Source organism: Nocardioides sp. (assembly GCF_047606145.1).
Lineage (GTDB): Bacteria > Actinomycetota > Actinomycetes > Propionibacteriales > Nocardioidaceae > Nocardioides.
Genome location: NZ_JASGET010000018.1, coordinates 36,593 through 50,444, shown reverse-complemented (window position 1 = coordinate 50,444; position 13,852 = coordinate 36,593). Strand labels below are relative to the sequence as shown.

General features: G+C 67.8%; 12 protein-coding genes and 1 pseudogene. 4 read left to right on the top strand and 9 right to left on the bottom strand.

Features of this window, described 5'->3' with window-relative positions:
• Nucleotides 1-719 (top strand): type 1 glutamine amidotransferase domain-containing protein (locus tag QM638_RS02370; RefSeq protein WP_415140329.1); only part of this gene is annotated, 719 nt, incomplete at its 5' end.
• On the opposite strand, the gene QM638_RS02365 is transcribed toward QM638_RS02370, so the two are convergent.
• The 3 genes from QM638_RS02365 to QM638_RS02355 are packed head-to-tail and all read right to left on the bottom strand — an operon-like array spanning nt 699 to nt 4,609.
• On the bottom strand, nt 699-2,387 hold the full coding sequence (locus QM638_RS02365) for a PHA/PHB synthase family protein (protein ID WP_415140328.1): 1,689 nt from the start codon (nt 2,385-2,387) through the stop codon (nt 699-701). The two genes, QM638_RS02370 and QM638_RS02365, sit on opposite strands and share 21 nt — an antisense overlap.
• Nucleotides 2,387-3,874: a long-chain-fatty-acid--CoA ligase gene (locus QM638_RS02360; protein ID WP_415140327.1), complete on the bottom strand. Its 1,488-nt coding sequence runs from the start codon at nt 3,872-3,874 to the stop codon at nt 2,387-2,389. The genes QM638_RS02365 and QM638_RS02360 overlap by 1 nt, the downstream gene beginning before the upstream one ends.
• Before the next feature lie 15 nt (nt 3,875-3,889).
• A complete protein-coding gene (locus QM638_RS02355; RefSeq protein WP_415140326.1) occupies nt 3,890-4,609 on the bottom strand; it encodes a hypothetical protein in 720 nt (239 codons plus the stop codon).
• 199 nt (nt 4,610-4,808) lie between these two features.
• Here QM638_RS02355 and QM638_RS02350 point away from each other — a divergent pair, with 199 nt between their 5' ends.
• A complete protein-coding gene (locus QM638_RS02350) occupies nt 4,809-6,041 on the top strand; it encodes a PucR family transcriptional regulator (protein ID WP_415140325.1) in 1,233 nt (410 codons plus the stop codon).
• The gene (gene phaZ / locus QM638_RS02345; protein WP_415140324.1) at nt 6,038-6,838 is read left to right on the top strand and encodes a poly(3-hydroxyalkanoate) depolymerase; all 801 of its coding nucleotides are present in this window, start codon (nt 6,038-6,040) and stop codon (nt 6,836-6,838) included. The genes QM638_RS02350 and phaZ overlap by 4 nt, the downstream gene beginning before the upstream one ends.
• A 338-nt stretch (nt 6,839-7,176) precedes the next feature.
• Here phaZ and QM638_RS02340 read toward each other — a convergent pair.
• The 3 genes and pseudogenes from QM638_RS02340 to QM638_RS02330 form a co-directional block, all read right to left on the bottom strand.
• Nucleotides 7,177-7,779 (bottom strand): annotated as a pseudogene (locus QM638_RS02340) (amidohydrolase family protein); the annotation flags it as partial.
• Nucleotides 7,780-7,808: 29 nt separating this feature from the next.
• Entirely contained in the window at nt 7,809-8,546 is a 738-nt protein-coding gene (locus tag QM638_RS02335) for an amidohydrolase family protein (RefSeq protein ID WP_415140323.1), read from the bottom strand.
• Nucleotides 8,547-8,933: 387 nt separating this feature from the next.
• Entirely contained in the window at nt 8,934-9,647 is a 714-nt protein-coding gene (locus QM638_RS02330; protein WP_415140322.1) for a helix-turn-helix transcriptional regulator, read from the bottom strand.
• A gap of 93 nt (nt 9,648-9,740) precedes the next feature.
• On the opposite strand from QM638_RS02330, the gene QM638_RS02325 reads away from it, so the two are divergent.
• Nucleotides 9,741-10,700: a DMT family transporter gene (locus QM638_RS02325; protein WP_415140321.1), complete on the top strand. Its 960-nt coding sequence runs from the start codon at nt 9,741-9,743 to the stop codon at nt 10,698-10,700.
• Nucleotides 10,701-11,242: 542 nt separating this feature from the next.
• Here the strand turns inward: QM638_RS02325 and QM638_RS02320 are convergent.
• From QM638_RS02320 to QM638_RS02310, 3 genes are read right to left on the bottom strand one after another with little or no spacing between them, the layout of a single operon-like run.
• Nucleotides 11,243-11,998, bottom strand: coding sequence for a TatD family hydrolase (locus QM638_RS02320; protein ID WP_415140320.1), 756 nt, complete (start codon nt 11,996-11,998; stop codon nt 11,243-11,245).
• Nucleotides 11,995-13,275: a hypothetical protein gene (locus tag QM638_RS02315; RefSeq protein ID WP_415140319.1), complete on the bottom strand. Its 1,281-nt coding sequence runs from the start codon at nt 13,273-13,275 to the stop codon at nt 11,995-11,997. The genes QM638_RS02320 and QM638_RS02315 overlap by 4 nt, the downstream gene beginning before the upstream one ends.
• Nucleotides 13,276-13,280: 5 nt before the next feature.
• A complete protein-coding gene (locus QM638_RS02310) occupies nt 13,281-13,787 on the bottom strand; it encodes a hypothetical protein (protein ID WP_415140318.1) in 507 nt (168 codons plus the stop codon).
• Nucleotides 13,788-13,852 lie beyond the last annotated feature (65 nt).

The following is a 13,852-nucleotide window of genomic DNA, read 5'->3' as shown; positions in this document are numbered from 1 at the left end:
CAGCCATGACGAAGCGCATCTTGAACGTCGTCACGAACGTCGGCCACTACGACGATCCCGATCATCGGACCGGTCTGTGGCTCTCCGAGCTCACCCACGCCTGGCACGTCTTCGAGGAGGCCGGCTTCGAACAGACCCTCATCAGCCCCGCCGGCGGCACCGTCCCACTCGAGCCCCGGGCGTTGAGATTCCCCAACGACGACAAGACCGCCCGGGCCTGGCGCGCCGACCCGGCCAAGATGGCCCTGCTGGACAACACGGCAAGCCCCGACCAGATCGACGCAGCCGACTACGACGCCATCTACTTCACCGGCGGCCACGCCGTCATGTACGACTTCCCCAACAGCGAAGGACTCCAACGCATCACCCGCGAGATCTACGAACGCGGCGCCATCGTCTCCTCGGTCTGCCACGGCTACTGCGGCCTGCTCAACACCACACTCTCCGACGGCACCTACCTCATCGCCGGCAAACAGATGACCGGCTTCGCCTGGACCGAAGAAGTCCTCGCCCGCGTCGACAAACTCGTCCCCTACAACGCCGAAGAAGAGGCCAAGAAACGCGGCGCCCGCTACGAGAAGGCCAAGCTCCCCTTCGTCTCCTACACCGTCACCGACGGCAACCTCGTCACCGGCCAAAACCCCCGATCTGCCAAAGAGACCGCCCAGAAGGTGGTCGCTCTGGCGAGCCGAATGTCGTCACCTGTCCAGGACGTATAGACCGGGTGCCCGATCCAGCGGACGGTGCAGCGCACTGCCCAGTTGCTCTGGGGCGGGCTTGGTCTCCCTCGAACGATCGGCGAGCCATCGGGCGTAGTCGGGCCACCATGAGCCCTGTTCCAGCTCGGCCGCGGACCGCCAGCCCTCGGGGTCGAGGGTGTTGTCGTCGCCGACCTGATAGCTGGACTTCGGGTTTCGGGGCGGATTGACCAACGCGGCGATGTGACCGTTGGTCGAGAGCACGAAGCGGACCTTGCCGCCAAGCAGCTGGCTGCTGCGATAGCAGTTCACCCAGGGACAGATGTGGTCCGCGGAGCCGGCGACGACGTAGGAGTCCACGGTGACGTTCTTGAGATCGATCTCGGTGCCGAGGACCGTCAGGGCGTTGGGTCTGGCGAGCTTGTTGTCGATCGCCACCTCGACGAAGTCACGATGGAGCCTGGCGGCCATTCGAGTGGTGTCGGCGTTCCAGTAGAGGATGTCGAACGGGGGCGGCTTGCGGCCCTGGAGGTAGTTGTTGACCCAGTAGTTCCAGATGAGATCGCCTGGCCGGAGCCAGGCGAACACCTCGGCGAGCTGTCTGCCGTCGAGGTATCCCTTGCGACGCGAGCGAGCGACCGCCAGACCGGCGGTGTCCCTGTCGATCATGGCTCCCGCCACACCGGCCTGGGCCTGGTCGATCATGGTGACGAGAAGACTGAGGCTGGCCAGCCTGTCGATGCCATGCACCGCGGCCCGGTGTGCGGCCGTGATGACGGCCAGCAACCCGCCGGAGCAGGCGGCCACGACATGAGCGGATCCGGCGCCGCTGATCTCGTCGACGGTGTCGAATGCCTGGTAGATGCCCTGGGCGTAGGCGTCGATGCCCCACTTGCTGTGGCGGGCGTCGGGGTTGCGCCAGGAGATGACGAACACCTGCTGGCCCTGTTGGACGAGATACTCGATGAGGCTTCGCCCGGGGGCGAGGTCGAGCACGTAGTACTTGTTGATCGTCGGTGGGATGATCAACAGCGGGACCTCGCGGACCGCCTCGGTCTGGGGCGTGAACTGGATCAGCTCGAACATCGCGGTTCTCAACACGACCGCACCGGGAGTCAGGGCGAGGTCTTCGCCGACCTGGTAGGCGGCTCGATCGACCATCGAGGGGATGCGTGGGGTGGATGCCATGTCGCCCAGAAGATGTCTCAGCCCCGAGATGACGCTGACGCCCCCGGTGTCGATGGCCGCTTTCCAGGCCACCGGACTGATCAGCGGGTTGTTGCTGGGCGAGAGCGCCTCGACGAGGTTGCCGGTCGCGAACTTGAGTCGTTCGGCGTGCTGCCAGGCGAGCGGAAGGTCCTGCACCAGACCCTCCGCGGCGGCACCCGACGCCAGGTAGGACTGGACGACCCGACGCAGCAGCGGGTTGCCCATCCAGGCCGTGTCGCCGAAGCGTCTGTCTCTCGTGGACGGCGCGATCTCCGAGGTGCCGACGAGGATCCTGCCCAGCTCTGCGGCGAGCGACTCCAGCCGCGACGCGACCCGTCCGGGTCGTTGGGCCAGGGCGGAGACGAGTGGGAGCGCGGAGCGCACCGGCAGCAGGCGTCGAACCGCCCCGAACGACGCCTGTGTGAGGAGGACGTCGAGGGGTGCGGATGCCTCGGTGACGTCGCGGTCGATGCCTGACATCAGGCCTGCTCCGGCGGCTCGATGTGGCGCTTGAGGATCTTTCCCGTCGGCCCCTTGGGCAGCGCGTCGACAAGCCACACCCGGCGCGGATACTTGTAGGCGGCGACCCGCTCCTTGACGTAGTCACGGATCTCCTCGGCCGACACGGCCTTTCCCGGCCTGAGAGCGACCGCCGCACCGATCTCCTCCCCATGGGTCGGGTGAGGCACTCCGATCACCGCTGCCTCGAGAACAGCGGGATGCTCGTAGAGGACCTCTTCGATCTCGCGCGGGTAGACGTTGTAGCCGCCGCGGATGATCAGCTCCTTCTTGCGATCGACGATGAAGAAATAGCCGTCCTCGTCCTCCCGTGCCATGTCGCCGGAGTGGAACCAACCCTCCTTGATGGCCTCTGCGGTCGCCTCCGGACGGTTCCAGTACCCGCGCATGACGTTGTGCCCCCGGATCACGATCTCGCCTACCTCGCCCGGTGCCACCTCCTCACCCTGCTCGTCGACGATCCGCATCTCGACACCATCGATCGGCACCCCGATCGAACCCGGCTTCGCGCGGTCGACCCGATTGAACGACGCCACCGGCGACGTCTCCGAGAGCCCGTATCCCTCGAGGATCTGCGCACCGAAGGTCTCCGCGAATCCGCGCAACACCTCGCCCGGCAGAGCCGCTCCCCCGGAGACGCACAGGCGCAGCGTCGAGGTGTCGGCGACCGACGCGCCGATCTGCACCATCGCGACGTACATCGTCGGCACGCCGAGGAAGACGGTCACCCGGTCCCGCTCGATCAGCCGCAGGGCGGTCGCCGGGTCGAAGCGGGCGATCAGCGTCATCGCGGCGCCGGCGACCACCGCGACGTTCATCGCGCAGGTCTGTCCGAAGGCGTGGAACAGGGGCAGACAGCCCATCAGGACGTCGTCGGTGGTGACCCCGAACAGCGACGACGCGGAGACGGCCGCGTTGGCGCGCATGTTCCCATGGGTCAGCTGCGCGCCCTTGGGGCTCCCGGTCGTCCCCGAGGTGTACAGGATCACCGCCGTGTCGTGGTCGTCGCGTGGCGCCACCGGTTCCATCGGGTCCCATCCGCTCGCCGTGTCCAGGAGCCCGTCGTCGATGGCGCAGCGCACGAGCCCCGCGGCCGCCGGCGCCGAGTCGACCTCGGCGGCGGTCTCGTGCCAGCAGAAGACGGCGCGGGCGCCGGAGTCACCCAGATAGTGCTCGATCTCGCGAGCCTTCAGCAGCGGGTTCATCGGTACGACGACCGCGCCCAGCCTCAGGATGCCGTAATAGACCACCGGGAACGCCAGGACGTTGGGTGCCATCAGGCCGACACGGTCGTCGGGTCCGATGTTGTGTGCCGAGAGCCACCCGGCGACACGTGCGCTGAGGTCGTCGAGCTGGCGATAGGTCAGCATCGCGTCCTCGAGCCGGAGGGCGACCCGATCGGCGTACTGTCCGACGGCGTCCTTGAGGTTCATGGCGAGGTTTGTCATGGCTGCTCCCGACCGTCATTCCGCGCGGGTCGCCTCTGCAGAGGTGACGGCCTTGCCGAGCAGGAACAACAGCCCCGCCCCCGCCACCAGGGCGCAGTACGCCGAGATCCTCAGCAGGTTCACCGCCGTACCCAGATCGGGCTCCTTCGCCTTCAGGCTGACGACGTCGGAGACCTGCTGGTAGACCTCGTGGAAGCCGAACCCGAACAGGAAGATCACCGCGATCACGCCCAGGAACACGATCGAGAGGACGATGTTCCTGTCCATGATCGGGCGGATCGCCAGGATGATCACGGGAATCGCCAGGCACAGCACGAACCAGGCGACCGACTCGGCGTGCCAGGCTGACTCGTTCGCGCTCTGGAGCGCTGTCACCGTCGACGAGGGCAGGGACTGCCCGCCGGCGGTGGTCGGCGCGGCCGCGGCGGCACCTTCGGGCGTGGTGTGGATGATCAGCAGGAAGAACCCGATCAGCCAGGTTCCGAAGAGCCCGTTGACCCACGCGGAATGTGGCGTGGCGCCGCGGGCGAGTGCCAGGACGCCGGCCAACAGCTCGGCGACACCGCCCACCAGGAGCGCATAGTCCAACGCATCGCTGGTCGGGCCGGTGATGGTGGAGGACGAGACGTCGATGAATCGGACGGCGTACACCAAGAACGCGAATCCGAAGAGCCCGAACGAGATGGGCAGGGGGTCGGTCATCTTCGGGGCGTTGATCCCGCCGAGCGCGCTCATCGCGCACCGCTCTCGACGAGGCATGGACACGGGTGGACCACCTGGCTGACCATGGGGCGCTCCTTAGGTTGCGGTCTCGTCTCCTCATCCTCGGAACCGGCCCCACTCCTCGCCAATGTCGCCCACGACAAACACGGAGCCCGCGATGTGTCGTACGCCACAACCGCCCGCCCGTGCTCGTCCGCCTAACATGACAGCGGTGCGACGCCGTGATCCGGACCCTCGTGTGGTCGAGTTGGCTACCGCCCTGCTCGGCGAGCTCGATGCGCTCACCGACGAGACGTGCGCGTTGATCCGAAACCAGATCGACGTCTACCGCAGCGGGTCGATCGTGTCCCAGGCGCAGCTCTCGACCGCGGTACGTCGCAACGTCCGCCGCGTGCTCGAAGACCTGCTCGGCCCCCATCCGACCGATCCGGCCGCCGCCGAGCAGACCGGTCGCGAGCGCGCCGCCCAGGGCGTTCCGCTTCCCGACGTGCTGCGGGCATACCGCCTCGGATTCGCACTCGTGTGGCAGCGGCTGCTCGCCGCCGCCAACGAGTCCGGGGCACGCACCACCGCGGCGCTTCTCGATGCCTCGGCGGAGATCTGGTCCATCAACGACGAGCACTCCACGGCACTCACCGAGGCCTATCGCAAGGAGATGACGGCGCGGATCGTCACCCAGGACAGGCGCCGGTCCGCGCTGGTGGCGGCGCTGCTGACCGGCCCCACCGAGGACAACCGCAGTGCCTGGGAGATCTCGAAGATGCTCGCCTTCCCGTTCGACGGTGCCTTCCTGGTGGTGGTCGCCGAGGCCCCGGCGATCGGCGACCGGGCCTTGCCCAGGCTGGAGGAACGGCTGGAGCAGACCGGCGTGGCATCCGCATGGCAATCCCAGCCGGATCGTGAGGTCGGCATCATCTCGCGTGGCCGTCGACGCACGGAAGCCGACATCCTTCGCCTCATCTCCAGCTCCGCGTCCACGCGGGTCGGGGTCAGCCCCGAGTTCTCCCGGCTCGACCGCGCACCGAGGGCGGCCCGCTTCGCCCGCATCGCCCTCGACACCCTGCCGCCCGGCCGGCCCGGCACCAAGCAGCTCGCCGACACACCACTCAGCGAGCTGATCATCACCAACCGGGACAACACGCGTCACTTCGTGCAACGGGCGCTTCGTGGCATCCTGTCGCTTCCCGAGGACGACCGCAGGCTGCAGCTGGCCACTGCTCGCGCGTGGCTCGACGCCCACGGCTCCGCCGTGGAGGCCGGCCGCGTGCTGTACTGCCATGAGAACACCGTCAGATATCGCATTCGTCGCCTCGAGGAGCGCCTCGGAGCGAGTCTCGATGACGCCAACAGGCTGGCCGAGCTCGCCGCCGCTCTCGAAGCTCTCGAGGCCTTCCCCGAGCTCGCCGAGGCCGCGCCCACCGACCCTGCCGACGAGGCGCCGTGACCGACGCCGTCCGGGACCTGGACGTCCGCGGCACACGGATGCGGGTCTCGGTCCGTCGTGGCACCGGTACGCCGCTCCTGCTGTGCAATGGCATCGGTGCGAGTCTGGACCTGCTGCAGCCCTTCGTCGATCGGCTCGACCCCGCCATACCGGTGGTGCGCTTCGACGTTCCCGGCGTCGGCGGATCGCCGTTGCCGAGGAGGCCGTACAGCTTCTTCTCGCTCGCCCGCCTCCTCGGCCGCCTTCTCGATGAGCTCGGCTACGACGAGTTCGACGTTCTCGGCATCTCATGGGGCGGCGGCCTTGCCCAACAGCTGGCCCTCCAGCATGCGCGCCGCTGCCGTCGCCTCGTGCTGGCCAGCACGGCGCCGGGTTGGATGATGGTGCCCGCCCAACCCGGCGTGCTGCGGCACCTGGTGACCGTCCGGCGCTACCGCGACATGAGCCATGCGGCCGCCATCGCACCGGACATCTACGGCGGAGCGCTGCGGGATGATCCCGACCGCGTCCGAGAGATCCTGGACGGTCACTCACCACTGACCTCGACGCGTGGCTATCTGCTGCAGCTCCTCGCGGCCGCGGGATGGACCAGTCTGCCGCTCCTGCCGTTGCTCCGTCAGCGGACGCTGATCCTCGCCGGTAGCGACGATCCGATCATCCCGCTGATCAATGCTCGGATCATGGCCGCGCTCATCCCGCACTCCGAGCTGGTGATCTACGACGACGGGCACCTCGGCCTGATCGTCGCTGCCGACAGGCTCGCCCCGGCCGTCACTGGGTTCCTCCGCGCATCCTGATCCCGGGCCTCGGCGCCCTCGGGCCCACCGAGGTGGGGCGGCGCAGGGTGACGGTGGCTCACGTCATCTCGTTCCGCGTCGCGCGGCGACGGACCTGCTCGACGACGGGACCGGGGCCCCGGGTGGGGCCATCGCCGACCGCCCGCAACTCCCGGCCCACTCATAGACGTCTTGGAAGAGCTGACGGTGCAGCGCCTTCAGATGAGCCAGGTCGTACGTCGGCGAGGGGTGACCTGGCGGTGCCGCAGCGGCTGATCGTCGATGAGATCGAAGGTGCTGGTACCCCACGTGGCGTATCCACGAGTGCCCGCCGCACGCGGTTCGTCGGGTGGGGTCGCTCAGCATGAGGAGAGGGCGAGACGGGCGGCCTGTCGAAGGGACCGCTCGTCGACGTCGATGATCTTGCCGGCGCGCACTCGGACGCGACCCTCGACGACGACGGCCCTGACGTCGTCCGGCCTCGCGTGCGTGGTGAGCGCCGACACCGGATGGGGCTGGTCGAGGTGGTGCAGGCCGGCGATGTCGGTGACGACCAGGTCGGCCGGGTACCCGACCTCGACCCGACCGGCGCCGACACCGTGCGGGACGAGGAACGGCGCAGCGGCGAAGCCGGCTGTGAGCGCCTCGTGCTCTGCGAGCGCGGTGTCGTCGGCTGCACCGTCACGTTGCAGCATCATCGCTGCGCGAATCAATTCGCCGGGCGGAGTGACGGCACGAGACCAGTCGCTGCCCAATGCCACCGAGACCCCGGCCCGCAGTGCCCGACGGACGGTGTCGCTGCCGGTGGACCCGAACCCGAACATGGCGTTGCCGACGGGGTTGTGATTCAGCGTCACACCACGCTGCGCCAACGCTCGTACATCCTCATCCGTCAATGCACCGGCGTGCATCACCATCAGCCGCTCATTGAGCAGACCGGCAGCGGCCAGTCTCTCCGTCTCGCTCCGCCCGAAGCACGCTGCGTGGTCTGCTACGGCCTGAGCGCGTACGTGACTGGAACATGCACTCCCAGCCCGCGGTCGGCCGCGAGTGCTGCCACGCCGCTCAGAAGCTCGTCGCTGCTGGTTTGCGTACCGGCTGCCGAGATGATCGGCTGCAGCGTCGAGACGTCATGCTCAGCGAGCCAATCCAACTCGACCGCGGCTCGGGTGAGAATCGATTCGATGTCCATGCGCCGGCCGAACCTTCCGGTCTCGTCGTGCCACACGTCTGCCAAGCTCGGCCCTACGGCTGCCCGGATCCCGATCCACTCGGCGGCCTCGGCCACCGCCTGTGCGCCCGGACCGCCTGCATCGACGACACCGGTGTAGCCACACCGCAGCATCGCCGCCAGCCGCACCGCGGCCACCGCGCGAACCGCATCGTGATGCGCCGGGCGGTTGACCATGCCGCCGACCAACGGCGTCATGCCTTCGCCCTTGCCGCCACCCGCGAACGGCCCCGCCGTGACCCCGCGGGTGTAGCCGCGCTGTCCGTAACCACCCGGCGCCGCCAGGTGGACGTGGGCATCGACGAACCCGGGCGATATCACGGCCTCGGTCGCGTCGATCACCGAGCGCGTCGTCCACCGGCTGGCCACCTCGGGCTCCGGACCAACATCGGCGACAGCCGCACCGACGACCGCCACGGCGGCATGTTCGAGCACCACGGGCGGGGACGCGGAGACCAACACGGTGCCACCAGCGATCATCAGGTCGCACGAAGCCATGGCCCCAGTGTTGCGTTCCCAGCTCTCGATGCAAGATCGACCGCTGGAGGGCGGACCGGCCGAAGACCGAGGCAGCTGTCTCGGCCACCGGTACCGCAGACGCAGGAGCGGGCCCGATGGGTCCTCCTTCCCTACTGCCTGGTCGTTTCATGCCCAGGTTCCAGTGAGGCACCGGACTCAGCGACATGTCCGCCCGTCGGACACTCAGCGAGCTGAGCTGGTCCCAAGGCATCTCAACGGGGCGTTCAATAGGGAGCTCGCCGGGGCGTACGGCATCCATGTCGAGACGGTGCGGGCGATCATCCGCCGGTACGCCGGAACTCTCACGTAGTCGGTCCTCGGTGGTCTCACGAGGGTCGCCGACAGAGTCGCTCGCGCTCTCATGCGTCACCCTGCAGAGTCACGCGATCGAGCCAGGTAGTCCCGCACGGTCCGTCCGGGTTCGTCGGTGAACGACGGTCCGACGGCAACGGTGCGGATGCGGTCAGCACGTAGGTCGCGGAAGTCTGAGCGGAGCTCGCACCAGACCGTGAGGATCCAGATCGGGGCGAAGAACGCGATCGAGAGAGGTCGTACTCGTCGCTGAGTGTCATTCCCCGTCCCGTCGGTGTAGTCGATGTCCAAGCACAGTCGCTGCCGGGCCGCTCGGCGCAGCGCAGGCAGACACTGCGGGGCGTCGACGTGGTAGCTGCTGAACGGTGCGACGACCACCGAGCGTTGCAGACGTCGCTGTCCGTCGGGCCGTAGGGCATCGGGAAGCCTGGCGTGCAGGTCGGCGGCTGCCTTGGACAGCTGCGGGTCGCCCCAGGTGTGAGCCATGCGCAGGCCGAGCGCCAGAGCATCCGCCTCATCCGCAGTCAGGCTCATCGCGGGAACCACTCGCTTGCCACCCAGGGCGTATCCGACTCCCGGATCGCCGGCGATGGCGATCCCCTGGGCTCGAAGAAGCGCGATGTCGCGGTAGACAGTGCGAACGGATGTCTTCAACGTCGCCGCGAGATCCGCACCGCGGACGGTCTCCTCGTCGGAAAGCACCCGAAGCAAGGCCAGCACCCGCGCCGCGCGGCCCTCCGCAACTGTCTCTTGGCCTGTTCCGGTCACGGCCCAAGTCTGACGCACATTACTGACAGTCATTGACAGCAGCTGATCTCGCGCGTGATGACGCCGGCGATCCGAATGCCCAGACTTGCTCGCGTGCCTGCCGCTGACTCCTCGCCGCGACCCGACGTGCATCGCACCGCGGGCCACGGGGTCGTGCTCGTGCTCCTGGCCGCGACGGGCTGGAGCCTGGCCGGGCTCTTCACCCGCGCTATCGACGCGTCCTCGTGGGCCATCATCGGCTGGCGAGGCGTAGCTAGCACCCTGGCCATCGCCTGCTGGCTCACCGCGACCCGGACACCGCGGACACCGGCAACGAGGTTGAGTCCCCCAGCGAAAGGCGGTCTCAAGTCCGCGGTCAGCGCGGGTGGCCTGTCGCTGGCCACGCTCTCGACGATTGCCACGGCCCTCTACATCCCGGCCCTGCAGCTGACGTCGGTCACGAACGTCGTGGTCGTCTTCGCCACCTGCCCCTTCGTCACAGCCGGCCTCGCGTGGTTCCTCCTGCGGGAGGCACCGACCCGCAACACACTGATCGCGGCTGCCGGCGCCGCGATCGGCGTGACCATCACCGCCGGCGGTGGCTTCTCCAGCGACTCCAGACGCGACCTCATCGGACTGCTGCTCGCATTCGGGATGACCCTCAGCCTTGCCGGAGTCGCGGTCTGCGGACGCAAGTTCCGCGACGTCTCCCAGGTCCCCGCCACCGGAGTCTCAGCTCTCCAACTCGCGGTGCTGGGTCTGCTCTTGGCCCAAGATCGGTGGCTCCCCGCACACGACCTCGCCGTCCTGGCCGTCTTCGGCCTCGTCCAAGCCGCGTCACTCGCCTGCTACATCGAAGGGGCCAGACTCCTCCCCGCCTCCAGAACAGCGGTCCTCAGCACCGCCGACGTACCACTCGCACCCCTCTGGGTCTGGCTCGCCTTCGGCGAGGTCCCCGCTTGGCTGTCCGTGCTCGGTGGAACCGTCGTACTGACATCCGTCATCTGGGACACGGCCAGTGGCAATCGACGATCGCGAGAAACCGTCGACGCCGACGAGACGGCGAGCCCCTGACGCGGCCATGGCGTCCCGGCGCGAACACCGGACCGAATAGCGGCGCGAACACCTGGTGGACCTAGCGGGAGCATTATCGAGACTTGCCCCGCCCCTGGCGCGGCTGGCTGCCACGCACCGCGCGATCAGGCAACGCACTCGGTCTGGTGCGCGGACCGGCTTCAGAGCACGGTCATGCACGCGTGTCCCGGAAGAGGCGTTGGCGACCGCCGAGGATCGGTACGCGGCGGGCGCGACGTTACGCGAAGTAGCCGCCGACCTGGGCGTGAGTCGCCCACGACTGGCATCGCTGCTGCGCAGCCGAGGCGTGAGGCTGCGCCGGCAGTCACCCTCCGCAGGAGACGTAGCCGAGATGAAGCGCCGATACGTCGCAGGCGACTCGTTGGAGCGGGTCGGCACGCAGCTCGGATTCTCGGCCGGCACCATTCGGAACCATCTGCTCGCTGCGGGAGTGGTCCTCCGCGATTCTCACGGCCGGGAACGATAGCTCCCAGCTCGTCGCATGCGGTCCTCATCGCCGCCAGACTGACTGCTGCTGTCCGTCACAGGTAAAGAAGGGTGTCGGCGACAGGTTCAGGCAGACGTTCCATGGCTCCGGAGCGTTCGCTGAGCGTACGAAGGTTCCACCATGTGGTGGCGCGTACTTCCTCGGGCGTCTTGTTCCAGACCTGGCTCAGCAGCTGTTCGATGCGCTGCATGTCCGCGGGCTTGCGGGCACGTGTCTTGCGGGCAGGGAAATCCGTCTCGCACAGGACCCTCTCCTGGGGCAGTAGCCGAATCTGGTCTTCGGACATGGCCGCGTTGACCGAGAAGTAGGCGTCGGTTTCGATGGCCCGCGTGATGTCGGAGGCGTCACCGTTGAACCAATGCAGGATCGCGCCGCGCGGGTTCGCGTCGTGGAGATGTTCGACGACCTCGGTTGCAGCGCCGCTGCTGTGGATGGAAACGAGCACCGGCTCGTTGCGGACGATGCTCAGCACCTCCTTGAATATTGAGCGCTGTCGCGCCAAGTCGCCTCCTCGGCGATCTAGGCCGATCTCGCCTACCAAGGCGAAGGAGCCAAGGAGCTCGGTGAACTGCTTGGAGTCCCATGCGGTGCGTGCTGCCGCAACGCCAGGATGGAGACCGATTCCCCAGATGAGCGATTGATCCCGGCGGTTCCTGACTTGACGGGCCTCGTGCACGCTTCGAGTCATCGCGAACACCACGGACTGTCCGAGGGCCGCGATCTGTGCCGGCGTGACGTCGGGCGCGATGTGGGCGTGAGCGTCCAGTGCGGGGAGGCGGGAGCCGGTCATGCCAGGTCCACTTTCCCGAGTTCGGCGAGCCCACGACGGGCGAGGTCGCTGATCGCGTCGAGGTCAGCGTCCGGGGGCCAGGTCCCTGCGTCGATCGCGTCGTCGTCGATACCGCGGGTTGTTGCGTAGGAGATTGCGGCTCGGTCGCTGTAGCGGCGTTCGAGGAGTTCGAGGCGCGCGTCTCCGGTGAGTTCGTCGGACAGATAGATGGTCGGGTCGTCGACGCCGGCGGCGATGAAGGCGCCCCGACGGGTGACACACGCGTAGCAGAGGCCGCAGTTGAGGGTGGAGTTGCCGCCCTTGATCCGAGCGCCGTCGAGTTTGCTGCACGAGACCGTGAGCCCGGCGACGCGATCCCAGCCGCCCGGCGGGTGGCGGTCAGCGACCAGGCGCATTTCTTCACCCTTGGTGTGCTCGGCAAAGGGGTTGGCCACCGCTACCGCAAGGTTGAGCGTTTGGAGGAGCGTGTTGATTCGGTAGAAGGTCTCGGGGTGAGTGGAGCGGGTGGAGAGCGCGCCGGCCCGGTTAGGGTGCAGTGGCAGGTTCAGGCTGGTGAATCCGTTCTCTGGCACAAAGAGCCTTGATGCGTGACGGCTGGCGGCGACGGCAACCCCAAGCGCGACGAAGAGCAAGGAGCGGCTCCGGCTGGAGCTCTCCTTCTTGTCTGCGACTTGCGTGAACTCGATCTGGGTGTAAGAGGGCGGCGGCGTGTAGGCCTCCTGCAGCCAGCCGTGAACGGTGTTCTGGGCTCGTCGGACGGCGGTGGCGGTGTCGTAGTGACCGACGAACAACGGTGGCCCACTTAGCGTGGAGAGCAGATGCAACGCGCCAAGGTAGGAGTCGAGTCCTCCGCTGAGCAGTGCGACGGCGTCCACGCCATCAGAGGCCATGGGGGCCGAGGTCTCAGGGATGGTGGGATCCTGGATCAGCTGGAGATCCCAGGTGTCACCTGTCAGCCAGAACAGCAGTTGAGCAAGTTGGTTGATTGCCTCGCCTTCCCATGGCGTGGGATCGGCGACCTCGACAGTGAGGTGGAGCCGCCGGGTGAAGGCGCTGGGTCTGCCGGAGAGCCGGTCGACGAGGTATGCACTACCGGCGATGCGGACCAGATCGATCGTCTGCGTCGGGACCTGGCCCAGTGTGGGCAGCCACCAGCCGATGGCGCTCTTGACGGTGTCCGTCTCGCCGGCCGTGGTGGGCCACCGCAGCCGGTGGTGATCCGCCAGGCTCTGGTTGGTGGAGTCCTCGCCGGAGACGTAGAAGCGCGTTAGCGGCATGTCGTCTACCTCGCCCTCAGGACACGAATGGCTCGTTGGGCAAGATCAGCAGCGGCTTGGTGAAGGGCGTTCGATGAGAGTGCGGGGCTGGCGTCAATGTCGAGTCCGCGAACCTTCGCGTCGATCCAGCCGCGCAGCATGCGTTCGCGCACCAGCGCCTCGTTGCCGTCGAGCGTTCCGTTGGTGATTTGGTCTTGGAGTTCGACGAGTCCGAGCTGGAAGATGTAGGCGCTGACGAAGCCCTTGATCGCTTCGGTTGCGGTCGGAGGTTCGCCGTCGGTGGCGACGATCTTCTTGACCTGTTCTGTTGCTGCTTGGCGGATCGCTCGGTCGTCGGGGTGCCCGTCGTCCCCGATCATGAGGGTGACGAGCCTGCTGATTCGAGCGCGCGGGCTGAATGAGTCGAACTCGGCGAGCGAGAGGCCGTAGTCGGCCAGCCTCTGGGCGTCGCGGTCCCTCAGCGCGTACGCCGCTCCGATAGTCGCGCCACCGCGCGAGGCTCCTCCGATCACCTGCCGAGTGGACCGGCTTCCGGAGCGGCCGGCACCCGCAGAGCCTCCCGCGGCTCCCGCTCCAC

Bases quoted from the DNA above. Each gene is read 5' to 3' on its own strand.
- QM638_RS02335 (WP_415140323.1), bottom strand. From the start codon at position 8,546: ATGGCTTCGTGCGACCTGATGATCGCTGGTGGCACCGTGTTGGTCTCC.
- QM638_RS02360 (WP_415140327.1), bottom strand. From the start codon at position 3,874: ATGACAAACCTCGCCATGAACCTCAAGGACGCCGTCGGACAGTACGCC.
- QM638_RS02315 (WP_415140319.1), bottom strand. From the start codon at position 13,275: ATGCCGCTAACGCGCTTCTACGTCTCCGGCGAGGACTCCACCAACCAG.
- QM638_RS02320 (WP_415140320.1), bottom strand. From the start codon at position 11,998: ATGACCGGCTCCCGCCTCCCCGCACTGGACGCTCACGCCCACATCGCG.
- QM638_RS02355 (WP_415140326.1), bottom strand. From the start codon at position 4,609: ATGAGCGCGCTCGGCGGGATCAACGCCCCGAAGATGACCGACCCCCTG.
- QM638_RS02365 (WP_415140328.1), bottom strand. From the start codon at position 2,387: ATGTCAGGCATCGACCGCGACGTCACCGAGGCATCCGCACCCCTCGAC.